The 16,730-nt window shown below is 30.4% G+C and carries 15 protein-coding genes; 8 read left to right on the plus strand and 7 right to left on the minus strand.

Annotated features, from left to right (window positions below):
- Nucleotides 1-66: 66 nt before the first annotated feature.
- Complete coding sequence (locus L8V77_RS03180; RefSeq protein WP_263706665.1) at nucleotides 67-1,719, minus strand: 4Fe-4S dicluster domain-containing protein; 1,653 nt, start codon at nucleotides 1,717-1,719, stop codon at nucleotides 67-69.
- An 88-nt stretch (nucleotides 1,720-1,807) separates the two neighbouring features.
- Between L8V77_RS03180 and selA the strand changes: the two genes are divergently transcribed.
- From selA to L8V77_RS03200, 4 genes are read left to right on the plus strand one after another with little or no spacing between them, the layout of a single operon-like run.
- Nucleotides 1,808-3,139: an L-seryl-tRNA(Sec) selenium transferase gene (gene selA, locus L8V77_RS03185; RefSeq protein ID WP_263706666.1), complete on the plus strand. Its 1,332-nt coding sequence runs from the start codon at nucleotides 1,808-1,810 to the stop codon at nucleotides 3,137-3,139.
- Nucleotides 3,132-4,937, plus strand: coding sequence for a selenocysteine-specific translation elongation factor (gene selB / locus L8V77_RS03190; protein ID WP_263706667.1), 1,806 nt, complete (start codon nucleotides 3,132-3,134; stop codon nucleotides 4,935-4,937). Before selA ends, selB begins: the two co-directional genes overlap by 8 nt.
- Before the next feature lie 51 nt (nucleotides 4,938-4,988).
- Complete coding sequence (locus L8V77_RS03195) at nucleotides 4,989-5,702, plus strand: thioredoxin fold domain-containing protein (protein ID WP_220566922.1); 714 nt, start codon at nucleotides 4,989-4,991, stop codon at nucleotides 5,700-5,702.
- The gene (locus L8V77_RS03200) at nucleotides 5,689-6,216 is read left to right on the plus strand and encodes a hypothetical protein (RefSeq protein ID WP_263706668.1); all 528 of its coding nucleotides are present in this window, start codon (nucleotides 5,689-5,691) and stop codon (nucleotides 6,214-6,216) included. Before L8V77_RS03195 ends, L8V77_RS03200 begins: the two co-directional genes overlap by 14 nt.
- 22 nt (nucleotides 6,217-6,238) lie before the next feature.
- Here the strand turns inward: L8V77_RS03200 and gdhA are convergent, their stop codons facing one another.
- From gdhA to gltX, 4 genes are all read right to left on the minus strand, one after another.
- Nucleotides 6,239-7,606, minus strand: coding sequence for an NADP-specific glutamate dehydrogenase (gene gdhA / locus L8V77_RS03205; RefSeq protein ID WP_263706670.1), 1,368 nt, complete (start codon nucleotides 7,604-7,606; stop codon nucleotides 6,239-6,241).
- 12 nt (nucleotides 7,607-7,618) lie between these two features.
- Nucleotides 7,619-8,284 (minus strand): MqnA/MqnD/SBP family protein, encoded by a 666-nt coding sequence (locus tag L8V77_RS03210; RefSeq protein WP_263663404.1) that lies wholly within the window; start codon nucleotides 8,282-8,284, stop codon nucleotides 7,619-7,621.
- 247 nt (nucleotides 8,285-8,531) lie between these two features.
- The gene (locus tag L8V77_RS03215; RefSeq protein ID WP_263706671.1) at nucleotides 8,532-9,767 is read right to left on the minus strand and encodes a malic enzyme-like NAD(P)-binding protein; all 1,236 of its coding nucleotides are present in this window, start codon (nucleotides 9,765-9,767) and stop codon (nucleotides 8,532-8,534) included.
- Nucleotides 9,767-11,158, minus strand: a complete 1,392-nt coding sequence (gene gltX / locus L8V77_RS03220; protein ID WP_039642190.1) for a glutamate--tRNA ligase — start codon at nucleotides 11,156-11,158, stop codon at nucleotides 9,767-9,769. Before gltX ends, L8V77_RS03215 begins: the two co-directional genes overlap by 1 nt.
- Before the next feature lie 64 nt (nucleotides 11,159-11,222).
- Here gltX and L8V77_RS03225 point away from each other — a divergent pair, with 64 nt between their 5' ends.
- The gene (locus L8V77_RS03225) at nucleotides 11,223-12,050 is read left to right on the plus strand and encodes a peptidylprolyl isomerase (RefSeq protein WP_173787015.1); all 828 of its coding nucleotides are present in this window, start codon (nucleotides 11,223-11,225) and stop codon (nucleotides 12,048-12,050) included.
- A 17-nt stretch (nucleotides 12,051-12,067) separates the two neighbouring features.
- Here L8V77_RS03225 and L8V77_RS03230 read toward each other — a convergent pair whose 3' ends face one another.
- A complete protein-coding gene (locus L8V77_RS03230) occupies nucleotides 12,068-13,399 on the minus strand; it encodes an acetyl-CoA carboxylase biotin carboxylase subunit (RefSeq protein ID WP_087685488.1) in 1,332 nt (443 codons plus the stop codon).
- 1 nt (nucleotide 13,400) lies between these two features.
- The gene (accB, locus tag L8V77_RS03235) at nucleotides 13,401-13,850 is read right to left on the minus strand and encodes an acetyl-CoA carboxylase biotin carboxyl carrier protein (protein WP_173787016.1); all 450 of its coding nucleotides are present in this window, start codon (nucleotides 13,848-13,850) and stop codon (nucleotides 13,401-13,403) included.
- Between the two features lie 131 nt (nucleotides 13,851-13,981).
- Here accB and dcd point away from each other — a divergent pair, with 131 nt between their 5' ends.
- From dcd to pseC, 3 genes are read left to right on the plus strand one after another with little or no spacing between them, the layout of a single operon-like run.
- Entirely contained in the window at nucleotides 13,982-14,542 is a 561-nt protein-coding gene (gene dcd, locus L8V77_RS03240) for a dCTP deaminase (protein WP_012661997.1), read from the plus strand.
- 50 nt (nucleotides 14,543-14,592) lie between these two features.
- On the plus strand, nucleotides 14,593-15,600 hold the full coding sequence (gene pseB, locus L8V77_RS03245; protein ID WP_263706673.1) for a UDP-N-acetylglucosamine 4,6-dehydratase (inverting): 1,008 nt from the start codon (nucleotides 14,593-14,595) through the stop codon (nucleotides 15,598-15,600).
- On the plus strand, nucleotides 15,597-16,727 hold the full coding sequence (gene pseC / locus L8V77_RS03250; protein WP_263706675.1) for a UDP-4-amino-4,6-dideoxy-N-acetyl-beta-L-altrosamine transaminase: 1,131 nt from the start codon (nucleotides 15,597-15,599) through the stop codon (nucleotides 16,725-16,727). Before pseB ends, pseC begins: the two co-directional genes overlap by 4 nt.
- Nucleotides 16,728-16,730: the final 3 nt, after the last annotated feature.

A 16,730-nucleotide genomic window follows, 5' to 3' on the forward strand; every position in this document is an offset into this window, starting at 1 on the left:
GGAAATTAGTAGAGAATTTTGATTTTATTAAAATAAAATCAAAAACAGCAAAAATCTTATAAACAATTAAAGCACATTCATACTTTGTATCATTACTTTTGCTTTACATTCAGCACAGCAATATAGTGTTTTTATCTTAGCTTCATCACCCATAAATCTTGGCTTCATAATGCTAGCGATTTTTTCAATGGCCTTTTTAGTAGCAAATTCTTTCCCACATTCTACACAAGCAAAAAGTTCATCTTGAGCTAAAACCATAAAAGAAAAATACTCTTTTTCTAAATCTATCCCACTTCTTTGAAGCATTAAAGTATCTTTTTCAGCACAACTTGCTTCACAATATCCACAGGTAGTACATAAGCTTGCATTAAATTTCAAAGAATTATCCTTAGCATCAGCTACCAAAGCTCCTACATTACAAGCTCCCACACAAGAAAGACATAAGGTACAGGTATCTGTATTGATAGTGATTTTTCCATAGCGTATCCATTCTTTACTTGAGATATTGCCTAAATTTTCTTCTTTTATAAGCTCTCTTAATCTTATAGCAAAATCTTCTCTTTTTAAAAGCGCAGGATTATAAGATATAAATTTAAGATTTTCTATAAAATGTGCTTGATTTATAGCCTCTAAAAGTTCTTTTTCATCTTTAGCTAGAAAAATTGCATTTTGTTTAAATTTTCTTTGAAAAATTTCATTCATCAAAGCTATCACTTCTAAAGCACCTTGTGATAAGCCATCGCTATAAAAAACCACATTCGCACCACTTGTTTGAAGCATGGCTAAAAAATGTGCTTGATCAAGATAGTTTTCACCTTTAATCATAAAAGGCATTACATCTTCTTTTAAAGTGATATTTAAATTTTCTATAGACATTTTTTCAGGGATGATTAAAATAATTTTATCTTCATAAAATTTTAAAATTTCATAAAAGCTATTGCGTGGCATAGGTGCATAATCAAGTGCCCCACTAGGACAAATCCCCACACAATCACCACAGCTTAAACAATCCACATGAGAAAATTCTAATTTTCTTTGCTCATCATCTTTTAAAATAGCCACACTAGGACAAATTTCAGCACATTTTCCACAATGAACACTTCTTCTTTCATGGTATTGGCAAATGCTATCATCATAACTAATATAATTTCTAAATTTATATTTTGGAGAATTAGAATTTAAAAGTTTTATAATTTCTTCTTGACTTAAAGTAGTTAAATCATAACAACCACTTTGTTGATCAAAACTTTCTTTTTTTACATCATATAAGAAAAAATCACAATCAATTTCTACTTGCTCATTATCTTTTAAAGCTATCACACAAAGCTCGCCCACGCAACCTAAAACACCCAAACATTGCTCATTGCTTAGTTTTAAAACCTTGTATTCTTGTTTTTTTAAACTTTCTATAAACTCATTTTGATCCTCATTGCTTACAATAATTACATTTTTACCCACTTCTTTGGTGTATTCTAAATCAAGCCCTAAATCATAAACCTTAGATCTAATCTTATATAAAGACTCAATAGTTTTGGCTTTTTTTAGCACATCATCTTGTGAATTTTTAAGGTAAAAATTAATCTCAGGTGCATAAACTTCAGGGTTTAAAAGCTTTGAATTTCCTATAAAAACTTCCTCATTACAGGCTTTTTGAACTATGCTAATATTATCACTTAAAGGAATTAAATCTTCATTTTCTAAAAATACAAAATCTTTCATAACGCTCTCTTTTAATTTTTTTTATCTTATTATATAAATTTCATTATAAAAAAGTTATAATTTTACTAATTTATTCTTAAGGTTTAAGATGAACAAATTTAGAAATTTTCCTCCCATAAACGCACTTATAAACGATAAAAACTTGGCTAATTATCCTTTGTATTTAAGATCTCATTTTGCAAAAATAGTTGTTTCAAATTGTAAAAAAGAACTAAGTAAAGATGAAAATTTAAATTTTAGCTTGCAAGATTTGCTAAGTAAAATTGCTCAAAGTATTGATGAGTTTTTAAATATGCAAAGTCAAAGTTTGATCAATGCTACTGGAGTTATCATACATACTAATCTTGGTCGTAGCATTATTGATGAGAGTATTTTTGAAAGAACTAAAGAAATCATCTGCTCTTATTCAAATTTAGAGTTTAACATGCAAAGTGGCAAAAGAGGTTCAAGGTATGACGCACTTAGTGCGAATTTAAAAATATTATTTGATTGTGAAGATTGTTTGGTTGTAAATAATAACGCCTCGGCTGTATTTTTAATCTTAAACACCTTAGCAAAAAATGAAGAAGTTATTACTTCAAGAAGTGAGCTGGTTGAGATTGGAGGAAATTTTAGAATTCCTGAAGTTATGCTAGCAGCTGGTGTTAAGCTAAAAGAAATAGGCACGACTAATAAAACTCATCTGTATGATTATGAAAAAGCCATCAATGAAAATACTAAGATGATTTTAAAAACTCATCGCTCTAATTTTGCTTTTAAAGGATTTTTTGAAGAAGTAAGCTTAAGCGAAATTCATGCTTTAATAAAAAAGAAAAAACTCATATCTTATTATGATTTGGGTGCTGGCTGGTGTGAAAAGATTAATAAACAACTTAGCAAAAACGAGCCAAGTGTGAAAGAGCTTTTAAAACATTGTGATATTTTAAGTTTTAGTGGTGATAAGCTTTTTGGCTCTACTCAAGCAGGCATTATACTTGGAAAGAAAAAATACATTCAACAATTAAAGAAAAATCAACTTCTAAGAATGCTAAGAGTTGATAAAATCACTCTAGCTTTTTTAAATGAAACTACCAAAGCATATTTAGAAAAAGAATATGAAAAAATTCCTACACTAAAACTTTTAAATGATGATTTAAAAACCATAGAAAAAAAAGCTCTTTTTGTCCAAGAAAAAATTCCTACAAAATGTGAGTTAAAAGCTTCTAAAAGTTTAGTAGGTGGTGGCTCTATGCCTGATAAAAGCTTAGATACTTTTGTGTTAAGTTTTGATGAGAAAGCTTTGCTTTTACAAGAAAAATTTAGAAAAAAAGGTGTGATTGGCCGTGTTGAAAATGGACATTTTATACTAGATTTTAGAAGTATTCTAGAAAAAGATTTAAACCGTTTAATCCACGCTATCAAAGAGGTATTTCATGCATAGTATTATCATAGGCACTGCTGGACATATTGACCATGGTAAAACCTCACTTATTAAAGCTTTAAATGGTTTTGAAGGTGATGATTTAAAAGAAGAGCAAGAAAAAGGCATTACGATTAATCTTAGCTTTTCAAATTTAAAAAGTGAAAATTTAAATATTGCTTTTATCGATGTACCTGGACATGAAAGTTTGATTAAAACTATGATAAGTGGTGCTTTTGGCTTTAGAGTATGTATGTTTGTCATAGATATAAACGAGGGTTTAAAGGCTCAAAGTATAGAGCATTTAAGGGTTTTGGAATTTTTAGGCGTAAAAGATGTAGTGCTTATTTTGAGTAAGGTTGATTTATGCAAGGATTTGTCGCAAAAGCAAGCAGAGCTTTTAAAAGAATTAAAAGCCTTTAAAATCAATATCTTAAAAGTTTTTCCAACAAGCATTTATGATGAGCAAAGTATATTAAATTTAAAAAACTATCTGCTTAGTTTAAAGCCTAAAGAAAATGAAGAAAATTTGATTTTTAGATACTACATTGATAGGGTTTTTTCTTTAAAAGGTATAGGAACGGTAGTAACAGGAAGCTTAAATGAAGGAAAAATCAGCAAAAATGAAAAAATATTTTGCCTTGAAAATCAAAAAGATATCATTGTAAAAAACATACAAATTCATGAAGAAAATGTTTTAGAAGCAAAAGCTTATAATAGAGTTGCTTTGAGTTTAAATTGTGATTATCATGAATTAAAAAAAGGCTATGTATTAAGCAAAAAAGGTGTCTTTAAAAGCTTTAAAAGTATCGATGGGGTTGTTTTTAATACAGAGATTAAACACGGAAGCATTTTAGAATTTTGCAGTGGCTCAAAAAAGCTTAATGCAAAAATTAGCGTAATCAAAGAATTTGAAGATAAGACTTATATTAGCTTGGAGTTTGATAAAAGCTTACCTTTGTGTTTTGATGATAAATTCATCTTGCTTGAAAATGGGCGCATTAAAAGTGGTGGTGTAGTATTAAATGCAGTAAGTGAGCCTTTAAAAAAAGATATAAAAGCTAAGTATTTAGCACTTTTAGAACAAAAAGATTTTAAAAAAATATTTGAGTTTTTAAAACAAACTCACAAACTTGGCTTTGGCTTACTTTCAAGCTATCAACGCTTTAAACTCACTCATGAACAAGCTTTAAACTTAGCAAAAAGTTTAGATCATGTTTTTGTCGATGAGCAAGCTTTAAATGTATATGATTTAAATGCTATGCAAACTTTGAAAGAATTTATTGATTTTATTTTCTCTAAAAATCCTTATGCTTTAATCTCGCCTCATTCTATCGCCTTAAGGCTTAGCTGGGCGAGTGAGAGTTTTTGTGCTTATGTACTCAAGCAAATGCAAGAAAAATTAGATTTTAAAGACGGCATATGGTTTTTAAAAGGACAAAATTTTGAAAAATTGCAAGAAAAGGCTCATTGTGAGCTTTATGAAATTTTAAAAAAAGAAGGTATAAAACCTACCGCGCCTTATAATCTTTATGAATATTTAGAGCTTGATAGGAAAAATGGAGATCTTATCTTAAAAAAACTCACCAAAGAAAACAAAGTCAAAAGATTAGCGCATAATCTTTTTATAGAAAAAAATGCCCTTGAAAATCTAATGCAAGAGTTTTTAAAGCTTTTACAAAATTATCATTTAGATGTCGCTTTTGTAAAAAATCATTTTCAAATTTCAAGAAAATACGCCATAGCTTATTTAGAATACCTTGATAAAAACTATCCTCAAGTGATAAAAATCGAGGAAAAAAGAATGCTAAAAGTCTAAGTGTTAAAATTTACATTTTATAATGATAAAAATTTAAATTAAAGGAAAAAAATGAAAAAATCTCTAGCTCTTTTAACTCTTGCTAGCTCTTTATTTGCTGCAAGTAATGAAGAAATTATTAATTTTTTTAAGAAAAATCCAAATTTATCAAATGCAAATATTAGTGTTTCTAGTAGAGAAAAAATTCCTGATACTAACTTTGAAGCTGTGATAGTTAATTTTGAAATTAGTGGTAAAAATTTCCAAGAAATCGTTTTCACTCAAGATAATATCATCACAACCGAAGTAATTGATGTAAAAAAAGGTGAGTTTTATTCTCAAGTTTATCAAGCAAAACTCATGGAAAAACAACAAGCTGAATTTTCAAAAAAAGCTCTAGTGGAACTTAAAAAAGAAAAAATGTTTATTTCTTTAGGCGATAAAAACAAACCTTTGCTTTATGTTTTTAGCGATCCTGAATGTCCATACTGTAGAATGCATTTAGATAAAATAGAAGAAACACTAAAAACTCATCAAGTTAAATTTATCTTAACTCCAATCCATGATACAAGCGCATTTGAAAAATCTGCATTAATCTATAAAGAAAGTAAAAACGCTAAAGATGATGCACAAAAAATTGCTATCATGAAAAAATATTATGATAAAAATTTAAAAGATTATAAAAAACCTAGTGAAGCTGAAGTTAAAGCAGTAAGAGAAACTTTTGCAAAATACTCTAAACTTGGTCTTCGTGCCGTACCAACCATAATCGATGCTCAAAAATAATCTTTTCTTGCTTGTGCTTGCACTATTTTTAAGTGCTTGCACAGGCCCTATGCAAACTTTTATCCAAACAAATAATGAGGGTATTTTCCTGCATGCTAATAAAAATCAAAGTTTTTCTTTACACATCAATAATCCTTCAAAATTAAACACAAATTTAGAAGCTAAACTTACTCAAAAATTGCAAAATTTGGGATTGGTTTTAGATAATACTCAAAGTGATTATAAAATTTATATCAATATAGTAGATTTTAAAAAATTTTCTTATGCACAAAGACTAATTGCTTCTAATGCGAGATTTTTTTATAATGACTTTGATAAAATAGATGATGTTTTTGAAATGGAAGTAGAAAATTACTATCTTTTGCAAGTTAATTTACAAATTAGCTCCAAAAACTCCACTCAAAGCACTTCGCTTTTAGCAAGAACTGCTTATCTTAGCAGCATAGATAGAGCCAAAGAATCTTTAGAAGAAAAAATTGCTAATCAAATAACAAGCTTTTTTTATATGCATTAAAGATGGCATTTAAGCCATCTTTTTAAATATAACCATGATCAATCATCGCATCAGCTACTTTTTTAAAGCCTGCTATGTTTGAACCTACTACTAAATTTCCTTCATGATTATAAGCTTTTGCACACTCGTATGAATTTTCAAAAATATTTTTCATAATCTTATGCAATTTTGCATCAACTTCATCAAAACTCCATTGACACATACTTGCGTTTTGTTGCATTTCAAGTTGAGAAGTCGCTACCCCGCCTGCATTTGCAGCCTTAGCTGGGGCAAATAAAAAGTCTTTTTGATTTAACATAAAATCAATCGCTTCAAGTGTGCTTGGCATATTAGCTCCCTCTGCTACCATACGACAACCATTATGATATAAAGTTTTAATATCTTCTAAATTTAACTCATTTTGCGTAGCACTTGGAAAAGCTATATCACAAGGTATACTCCATACCCCATTACAACCTTGTTTATACGCACTTTTTGGAGTAAAAATAGCACCTTTTTTAAGCACTGCATAATCACTCACCCTAGCTCTTTTTACTTCTTTAATTTCTTTTAATAAATCTAAATCTATCCCATCTTTATCATAAACAAATCCATCACTATCGCTTATTGTGATTGCTTTTGCGCCAAGTTGATGTAATTTTTCTATGGTATAAATTGCCACATTTCCACTACCTGAGACTGCACACTCTTTTCCTTCTAATGCATTGTTATATTTTGCTAGCATTTCTTGAGTAAAATACACGCAGCCATATCCTGTTGCTTCTGTTCTTGCTAAACTTCCACCCCATGGAATTTTCTTTCCCGTTAAAGTTCCATCAAAATTAGAGCTAATTTTCTTATAAGCTCCAAACATATATCCAATTTCCCTAGCACCAACCCCTATATCACCCGCTGGCACATCAGTGCTTGCTCCTATGATTTTTGAAAGCTCAGCCATAAAAGCTTGACAAAAACGCATAATTTCTGCTTCGCTTTTACCTTTAGGGTCAAAATTTGCTCCACCCTTAGCACCGCCTATCATCAAACCTGTTAAAGAATTTTTGAAAATTTGCTCAAAACCTAAAAATTTCAAAACATCCAAATTCACACTAGGATGAAATCTAATCCCACCTTTATAAGGACCTAAACTAGAATTAAACTGCACTCTATAGCCAAAATGCGTTTGAGCTTTACCTGCATCATTGATATATACAACTCTAAATATAGTTGTTTTTTCAGGCATTACAATACGCTCTAATATTGCATGATCTTGATAAGTTTTGTTAGATTCAAGTAAAGGTTCTAAAGAATTTAATACCTCAGTTGCTGCTTGAAAAAAGATAGGTTGTCTTGGGGAAATTGTTTGAATTTTTTCTAAAGTTTCGTTGATATATTGTTTAGCCATACTCATAAATTGTCCTTTTTATAGTATCTTGCTGTTTGTTTTAGCTAAAAATTTTTTTAGCGCCATTTGCTCCTTTGTTCCTATTTTGTAGTAAATTAGCTTTAAATATGCGCTAATTTCCTTTTGAGAAAGATTTCTTGATTTAGAATAATCTAGCAAAATATATTGTGGAATGAAAATTTTACTTTTTGTGAAATTTTTCATCATTTTTTTATAAATAGAAAAATTTTTAACACAAGAAAAGCGTGCAAAAACAAAAGGTAGTTTTGTCTTTTCATACCATAATTCACACAAATCAATATAATCTTTTGGATTTTGCAAATAAAGTTTTAAAGCCTTATCACCGATGATAACCTCCCCTTTTTGCTTTAAAACTTTTGCAAGAGCATTAGAAGTTGCAGAGCTTGCATCTTCTTTGCTTTGAGAATGTTTTTTCACTAAAACGCTTTTTACCTTTTTGCTTGCGCAAATTCCCACATTTAAGGTTTTGTATTTTTTTCTACGACTTTCAATGCTTGAAATAATCGCTGCATCAATACGTCTAAAATACAAATGGCGATTTAGCTTACTAGGAACCCCTTTTTTGTATTCTGTAGTTTGCTTAACATAGCTAGGAAAAGCTGCTTTTTTAAGATAGATATGCAAAGGGAGTAAATTAAGATAATCTATCTTTCCAAAAACCATCTTAGCCTTTCTATGATTAAGTATTAGTATCCTATAAAAAAATATCTTAAATATAAATTAATTTAATTAAAAATATAATCAATACTAAAATTTATATCAAAATTTAACATTTATTGTAAAAATTATTTTGCAATCTTAGATTATTAAGTAAAAAATTAAAATAATATAAAAGTAAAATTGAAAGATTGAAAATAAAAATTAAGTTTTATTCAAAAAAATATTTTAAATAAAACTTAATCTATAAAAACTATTGTAAGCTTACTAGATATTTTTGATAGTCAAATTCTTTTACTAAAGCCACTCCATCTTCAACTGCAGCTTTTGCCACAGCAGCACTAACTACAGCTTTTACCCTGCTATCAAATGGTTTTGGTATAACATAGTCTCTACCAAAACTAAGCTCTTCTACTCCATAAGCTTGTTTTACCTCATCAGTTACCTCAAGCTTAGCTAAATCAGCCAAAGCTTTAGCAGCAGCTACTTTCATATTTTCAGTGATTTTAGTCGCTTTTACATCTAAGGCTCCTCTAAAAATAAAAGGAAAACCTAAAACATTGTTAATTTGATTTGGATAATCACTTCTACCTGTTCCAACTATAGCATCATTTCTAACCCTTTTAACATCTTCAGGCATTACTTCAGGCACAGGATTAGCTAATGCAAAAATCACAGGATCTTTAGCCATACTTAAAATCATCTCATCATCTAAAATCTTAGGCGCGCTTAAACCCAAAAACACATCAGCACTTTTTAAAGCCTCTCTTAAAGTTCTATCTTTGGTATCGCTCACAAATTCTAGTTTGTATTTATTTAAATCATCTCTTTGAGTATTAATCACACCTTTGCTATCAACCAAAACGATATTTTTAACCCCCAAATTTCTATACATTCTAGCACTTGCAATACCCGCTGCACCCGCACCACTTACTACTACTTTAATATCTTCAAATTTTTTACCACTAATTTCCATAGCATTCATTAATCCTGCTGTAGAAATGATCGCAGTTCCGTGTTGATCATCATGCATTACAGGAATTCCAAGATCTTGTAAAGCAGCTTCTATTTCAAAGCATTTTGGCGCAGATATATCTTCTAAATTAATCCCTCCAAAAGTAGGTGCTATAGCTTTACAAAAGGTAACAATTTCATCTACACTATGAGCATTAATTTCTAAATCATAAGCATTAACATTAGCAAATTTTTTAAACAAACAAGCCTTTCCTTCCATCACAGGCTTACTTGCACTTGCTCCTATATTGCCAAGTCCCAAAACCGCACTACCATCACTTACTATGGCAACTAAATTAGCTTTATTAGTGTATTTATAAGCCAAAGTTTCATCTTTTGCTATCTCAACACAAGGTTCAGCAACCCCCGGAGAATAAGCTAAAGATAAATCATGCGCACTATCCATAGGCTTTCTAGCAACAATATCTACTTTACCCCCTAAGTGGTATTCTAAAGCCTCTTCTTTTAAATTCATTATTTCCCCTTCATGTAAGTTAGTAAATTTTCTATTCTAAGCTTAGCTTTTTGCACTCCTAAAAATTCTAATACTTCAAATATACTAGGACTTACCGAGCTTCCAGTGAGTGCAATGCGTATGGCTTGAGCTAGATCTTTTAACTTAAGATTATTTTCTTCTAAGAATTGATTAGTTAATTCTTCAAATTCGCAAGCATTTTTTTGCTCATTTAAAACCATAGCGTATTTTTCCAAATAAGTTAAATTTGTTACATTAAGAAATTTATCTACAGCCTTTTGATCGTATTCTTTTGGGTCATTTAGTAACACTTTAGCCCCACTAATAATATCATGTAAGGTTTTAGCTCTCTCTCTTAACATATCCAGTAAAAATCCCGCTTTTTCATACTGACTTAAATCAAAACCTAAATCTTTTAATTGTCTATTGATTTCTTCAAAAGGTAAAGTTTTAATATAATGAGCATTAAGCCATTCTAGCTTTTTAAAATTATAACAAGAAGCACTTTTATTAATATGATTTGGATCAAAAAGCTCTTGCATACTTTCTAAAGAAAAAATTTCATCATCACCATGACTCCAACCAAGACGCACTAAAAAATTTAACAAGGCTTGAGGTAAAATTCCCATATTTTTATACTCCATTACATCAGTTGCCCCATGACGTTTAGAAAGTTTTTTACCATCTTCACCATGTATCATAGCCACATGATAAAATTTAGGAATTTTAAAGCCTAGTGCCTCATAAAGAACGATTTGTTTTGGGGTATTTGATAAATGATCATCCCCTCTTATAACATCACTCACACCCATTAGTGCATCATCAATTACAACAGTTAAATTATAAATTGGGCTACCATCGCTTCTTGCAATTACAAAATCATCTAAAATATCTTCAGCCTTAAAACTAACCTCGCCTTTAATACCATCTATAAATTTAATCTCTCCACTTTGTGGTGCTTTTATACGCACCACAGGCTCAATACCACTTGGGGGAGTTCCTTTAAAATCTCTATATCTACCATCGTATTTTGGGCGCTCTTTGGCTGCTTCTTGCTTAGCTCTTAACTCATCAAGCTCTTCTTTGCTCATATAACAATAATAAGCCTTACCCTCATCTAATAATTTTTGAATGTATTTTTTGTAAATATCAAATCTTTGAGATTGATACTCAATCGTCCCATCATAATCAAGCCCACACCATTTAAATGCTTCTATAATAGCTTGTGTAGCTTCTTGTGAATTTCTTTTTAAATCCGTATCTTCAATACGCAATAAAAATTTACCCTTATTTTTTCTCGCATAAAGATAATTATATAAAGCCGTTCTAAGCCCTCCTATGTGCAAATATCCTGTTGGAGAAGGAGCAAAACGCGTTGTGATTTCTTGCATATTTTTACCTTTTTTAAATTTTTATTGTTATAATGCTATATTTACACTTAAATAAAGGTTTTATATGAGAAAATTTTTAATATCTTGTTGTTTTGCTGCAAATATTTTATATGCTCAAACCCTTGGTGGCGTAGCAATGGTAGTAGAAAATCAACCTATCACTCTTTATGATATAGAACAAACCATGAAAGAATTAAAAACTGACGATAAACAAAAAGCTATAGCATTTTTAGTAGATGATAAAGTTCAACAAAGTGAAGCTAAAAAGTTAGGAATTTATGTAAGTACTTTTGAACTTAATGAAAAATTAGCCCAAATAGCAAAAGGCAATAAAACCGACATTAATGGTTTGCAATCAAAGATAGAAAAAGATGGTTTAAGTTTTGAAGTTTTTAAAAATAAGGTTAGAAAAGATCTTGAAAGAGAAAAGCTTTATAGAAGCATAATGCAAAATGCAAAAATCAATATCGATGATGAAACACTAAAACATTTTTACGAAAGCAATCTTGATAAATTTAGCACTTTTTCAAATATAGACTTAGTTGTTTATAATTCTACTAATCCAGAACTTTTACAACAGCTTGCACAAAATCCTATGTATAAAAATTCTCAAATTAAATCAAAAGCCATTAGTTTAAACGCAGCTAGTTTAGATCCAAGATTACTTGCTTTATTAAACAATACAAAAATAGGAGAATTTACTCCGGTATTAAATGGTGAAAATGCTTATATAGTATATTTTGTAAAAGAAAAATATGGTAAAAATCCTATCGAATTTGACTTAATCAAAGATCAAGTTAGCAATGTCTATACTCTAACTCAAAAAGAACAAGCCTTAAAAAATCATCTTGATAAAATAAGAGCAAATGCTCATATAGAAGAATTAAGATAGGTTAAAACCTATCTTAATTAATGTCTTGAAAGATAATTTGTATCATAATTATTATTGATAAAATCTGCATTATCCATCATCGCTAAATGAAAATCTTTTGTTGTTTTTATCCCACCTACAATAAGCTCTTGCAAGGCTATTTTCATTTTAGAAATAGCTGTGTTCCTATCTTCTCCCCAAACAACTAATTTTCCAATCATAGAATCATAATAAGGAGGCACGCTATAATCTTGATAACAATGACTTTCCATTCTTACATTGCGTCCTGCTGGAGCTACGTATTTTGTGATTTTACCTGGGCAAGGTAAGAAAGTTTTGGAATCTTCAGCAGTGATTCTACATTCTATAGAATGGCCTTTAAGTTTAATTTCTTCTTGCTTTGGTAAAGGATACCCTTCTGCTACTTTAATCATAAGCTCGATAATATCTACCCCACTTACCATCTCACTCACACAATGCTCAACTTGCAAGCGCGTATTCATTTCAATAAAATAAAAATCTAAATTTTTATCCACTAAAAATTCAAAAGTTCCCGCACCCTCATAATCAATGGCCTTAGCAGCTTTTACTGCTGTTTCATGAAGTCTTGCTCTTGTTTTTTCATCTAGTAAAATTGCAGGAGATTCTTCTATAAGCTTTTGATGGCGTCTTTGCATAGAGCAATCTCTCTCACCCAAATGTATCACGTTACCAAAGCTATCTCCTATGATTTGTACTTCTATATGGCGTGGGTTTTGGATATATTTTTCCATATACATAGTTCCATCGCCAAAAGCACTCATAGCTTCACTTTCTGCTGACCAATAAGCTTTTTCCAAATCTTTTTCATCTTCAACTACACGCATACCACGGCCACCACCGCCTGCTGCTGCTTTTAAAATCACAGGATAGCCTATTTCTTTAGCAAGCTTTTTAGCTGCTTCAACCCCACCTAAAGCCCCATCGCTTCCCGGGATTACAGGCACGCCTGCTCTTTGCATTACTTGTTTAGCTTTGCTTTTATCACTCATTAGTGCCATAGCAGCTACTGAAGGGCCTATGAATTTGATATTATGTTTTGCACAAATTTCAACAAAATTTTGATTTTCACTTAAAAATCCATACCCTGGAAAAATCGCATCCGCTTCGCTAATTTCAGCCGCACTAATAATAGCTGGGATATTTAAATAACTTTCTGAACTTCTAGCATTTCCTATACAAATACTCGCATCAGCGTATTTTAAATACAAAGCATCTTTATCTGCAGTAGAATACACACAAATTGCTTTTTTTCCCATTTCTTTTACAGTTCTTAAAGCTCTTAATGCAATTTCTCCACGATTTGCTATTAAAACTTTTTTAATTTCCATTTTATAATTTCTCCACCACAAATAAAGGCATACCAAATTCTACAGGCTGGCCATCTGCAACTAATACTTCTACTATTCTACAGTCATATTCAGCTTCGATTTCATTCATGATTTTCATCGCTTCAATAATTGCTATAGTGCTTCCTTTTTTAATAGTTTGTCCTGCTTTAGCAAAAGGCGCTGCACCTGGGCTTGGAGCTTGATAAAAAGTACCTACCATAGGGCTATTGATAGTTGGTTTATTAGAAGAGTTTGAGCTTGCTTTGGTCTCATTAACTACATTTACATTAATTGGCTGTGGAGCTGGAGCAACAGGAGCTGGAGCCGGTAATTCACAACATAAATCTTTTTCTAGTTCTATTTCAAATCCATCTTGTTCTTTTATTTTAATCTTACTTATACTTGCTTCTGCAAAAAGTTGCATTAGTTCTTTGATTTCTTCTTTTGTCATATATTCTCCTTAATTTATAAGACTTAATTTATAATTATATATAAAAATACTAAAAATAACTTCAATTATTTATTTTTTACTTTTATTTTAAGATATAATTTAAAAATTCACTTTAATTATAAAGGACAAAAATGGGCTTAAAAGCAGATAATTGGATCAAAAAAATGGCATTAGAACACAATATGATAGAGCCATTTTGCGAAGCAAATATAGGTAAAGGTATAGTTAGTTATGGGCTTTCAAGCTATGGATATGATATAAGAGTTGGAAGAGAATTTAAAATTTTTACTAATGTAAATTCCACTGTTGTAGATCCTAAAAATTTTGTAGAAGAAAATGTAGTAGATTTTGTAGGAGATGTATGTATAGTACCTGCAAATTCTTTCGCGCTTGCTAGAACGGTTGAGTATTTTAAAATGCCAAATGATGTTTTAGCTATTTGCCTTGGTAAAAGTACTTATGCAAGATGTGGTATTATAGTGAATGTAACTCCTTTTGAGCCAGGTTTTGAAGGACATATCACTATAGAAATTTCAAACACAACTCCACTACCTGCTAAAATTTATGCCAATGAAGGTATAGCTCAAGTTTTGTTTTTACAAGGAGATGAGCCTTGTGATGTAACATATGCTGATAAAAAAGGCAAATACCAAGCCCAAACAGGTATAACTTTACCAAGAATTTTAAAATAATTTTATTTTCAGCCGATATAAAAACTTAGTCAAGTAATAGGAAAATATATATGTTTAATGGAAAAAGCATTTTAATCACCGGTGGTACAGGAAGTTTTGGAAAAACTTATACTAAAACTTTACTTCAAAAATACAAACCTAAAAAAATCATCATTTATTCACGCGATGAACTCAAGCAATTTGAAATGGCAAGAGAATTTAATGATAATAGCATGCGTTATTTTATAGGTGATGTAAGAGATAAAGAAAGATTAAATATAGCAATGAAGGATGTTGATTTTGTCATCCATGCAGCTGCTATGAAACATGTGCCAATTGCAGAATATAATCCAATGGAATGTATAAAAACCAATATCCACGGAGCGCAAAATGTAATCGATGCGTGTTTAGAAAATAATGTAGAAAAATGCATTGCACTTTCAACTGATAAAGCATGTAATCCTATTAATTTATATGGAGCTACAAAGCTTGCAAGCGATAAGCTTTTTGTAGCAGCAAATAACATCGCAGGAAATTCTCATACTAAATTTAGTGTTACAAGATATGGCAATGTAGTAGGCTCAAGAGGCTCTGTTATACCATTTTTTAAAAAACTCATCAATGAAGGCGCTAAAGAACTTCCTATCACAGATGAAAGAATGACAAGATTTTGGATATCTTTAGAAGATGGGGTTAATTTCGTGTTGAATAACTTTACATATATGCATGGAGGAGAAATTTTCGTGCCAAAAATTCCTTCTATGAAAATTGTAGATTTAGCTAAAACTATGGCTCCTAATTTAGCTCATAAAATCATAGGTATAAGAGCAGGTGAAAAACTACATGAGATTATGATTTCAAGTGATGATAGTCACTTAACTTATGAATTTGAAAATTATTATGCCATTAGTCCAAGTATTAAATTCACTAATATGGAAATTGATTTTAGCATAAATGCAAAAGGACAAAAGGGCAAAAAAGTTTCTAATGGCTTTTCTTATAGCTCAGATAACAATCCATCATGGATTAGCCAAGAAGAGCTTTTAAATATAATAAATCACACAGAGCTTGAAAAATGATAACTTATTCTCATCAAAATATTGACGAACAAGATATACAAGTAGTTTGCGAGGCTTTAAAAGATGATTTTTTAACCGGTGGAAGAAAGGTTGAAGAATTTGAACAAGCCCTTTGTGAATATGTGGGTGTAAAATATGCTTGCGTGCTAAATTCAGCCACTTCTGCCTTACACCTTGCATATTTGTCTTTAAATGTAAAAGATAAAATTGTCTTAACAACTCCCATTACCTTTGCTGCAACTGCAAATGCTGCTTTAATGGCAGGTGCTAGGATTGAGTTTATAGATGTAAAAAGTGATGGAAATATTGATGAGAAAAAACTTGCTTTAAGATTAAATCAAGATAGCTCTAATATAGGGGCAATTTGCGTGGTTGATTTTGCGGGAAATAGCGTAGAAATGGATGAAATTTTAGCCCTAGCAAAACAATATAATATCCCACTAATAGATGATGCAAGTCATGCCCTAGGTGCTACTTATAAAAATCAAAAAGTAGGCTCTATGGCAGATTTGAGCATATTTTCTTTTCATCCGGTTAAACCTATCACAACCTTTGAGGGTGGTGCGGTTGTTAGCAATGATGAGGAATTAATCTCAAAAATCAAGCTTTTAAAAAGTCATGGTATAGTCAAAAAAAGACTTTGGGATAGTGATATGATTGAACTAGGCTATAATTATCGTTTAAGTGATGTAGCTTGTGCTTTAGGTATAAATCAACTTAAAAAACTTGATAATATGCTAGAAAAAAGAGAAATCATTACAAGTTTTTATGATAAAGAATTTGAAAAAAATCCTTATTTTAGCACTATAAAAATCAAAGATTATAAAAAAAGCTCAAGACATTTATACCCTATTTTGCTTTTTCCTGAGTTTTATTGCCAAAAAGAGATTATTTTTGAAAAATTATTAAATTTAGGCATAGGTGTGCAAGTGCATTATAAGCCTACTTATGAATTTAGTTTTTATAAAAATTTATATGGAAATTTATTCTTAGAAAATGCAGATAATTTTTATAAAGCTGAACTTAGTATACCCGCTCATCAAGAAATGAGTCTAAAAGATGCACAATTTATTAAAGATAGTTTATTTAAGATTTTAGAAGAAACTAAAAAGGGTTATTGTGAGTAAAAG

It is taken from the genome of Campylobacter sp. IFREMER_LSEM_CL2127 (genome assembly GCF_025771745.1).
Taxonomy (GTDB): domain Bacteria; phylum Campylobacterota; class Campylobacteria; order Campylobacterales; family Campylobacteraceae; genus Campylobacter_D.

What these genes read in the sequence shown, in the direction of transcription:
- L8V77_RS03180 (WP_263706665.1), bottom strand. Translation starts at nt 1,719, where the DNA reads ATGAAAGATTTTGTATTTTTAGAAAATGAAGATTTAATTCCTTTAAGT.
- selA (WP_263706666.1), top strand. Translation starts at nt 1,808, where the DNA reads ATGAACAAATTTAGAAATTTTCCTCCCATAAACGCACTTATAAACGAT.
- selB (WP_263706667.1), top strand. Translation starts at nt 3,132, where the DNA reads ATGCATAGTATTATCATAGGCACTGCTGGACATATTGACCATGGTAAA.
- L8V77_RS03195 (WP_220566922.1), top strand. Translation starts at nt 4,989, where the DNA reads ATGAAAAAATCTCTAGCTCTTTTAACTCTTGCTAGCTCTTTATTTGCT.
- L8V77_RS03200 (WP_263706668.1), top strand. Translation starts at nt 5,689, where the DNA reads ATGCTCAAAAATAATCTTTTCTTGCTTGTGCTTGCACTATTTTTAAGT.
- gdhA (WP_263706670.1), bottom strand. Translation starts at nt 7,606, where the DNA reads ATGAGTATGGCTAAACAATATATCAACGAAACTTTAGAAAAAATTCAA.
- L8V77_RS03210 (WP_263663404.1), bottom strand. Translation starts at nt 8,284, where the DNA reads ATGGTTTTTGGAAAGATAGATTATCTTAATTTACTCCCTTTGCATATC.
- L8V77_RS03215 (WP_263706671.1), bottom strand. Translation starts at nt 9,767, where the DNA reads ATGAATTTAAAAGAAGAGGCTTTAGAATACCACTTAGGGGGTAAAGTA.
- gltX (WP_039642190.1), bottom strand. Translation starts at nt 11,158, where the DNA reads ATGCAAGAAATCACAACGCGTTTTGCTCCTTCTCCAACAGGATATTTG.
- L8V77_RS03225 (WP_173787015.1), top strand. Translation starts at nt 11,223, where the DNA reads ATGAGAAAATTTTTAATATCTTGTTGTTTTGCTGCAAATATTTTATAT.
- L8V77_RS03230 (WP_087685488.1), bottom strand. Translation starts at nt 13,399, where the DNA reads ATGGAAATTAAAAAAGTTTTAATAGCAAATCGTGGAGAAATTGCATTA.
- accB (WP_173787016.1), bottom strand. Translation starts at nt 13,850, where the DNA reads ATGACAAAAGAAGAAATCAAAGAACTAATGCAACTTTTTGCAGAAGCA.
- dcd (WP_012661997.1), top strand. Translation starts at nt 13,982, where the DNA reads ATGGGCTTAAAAGCAGATAATTGGATCAAAAAAATGGCATTAGAACAC.
- pseB (WP_263706673.1), top strand. Translation starts at nt 14,593, where the DNA reads ATGTTTAATGGAAAAAGCATTTTAATCACCGGTGGTACAGGAAGTTTT.
- pseC (WP_263706675.1), top strand. Translation starts at nt 15,597, where the DNA reads ATGATAACTTATTCTCATCAAAATATTGACGAACAAGATATACAAGTA.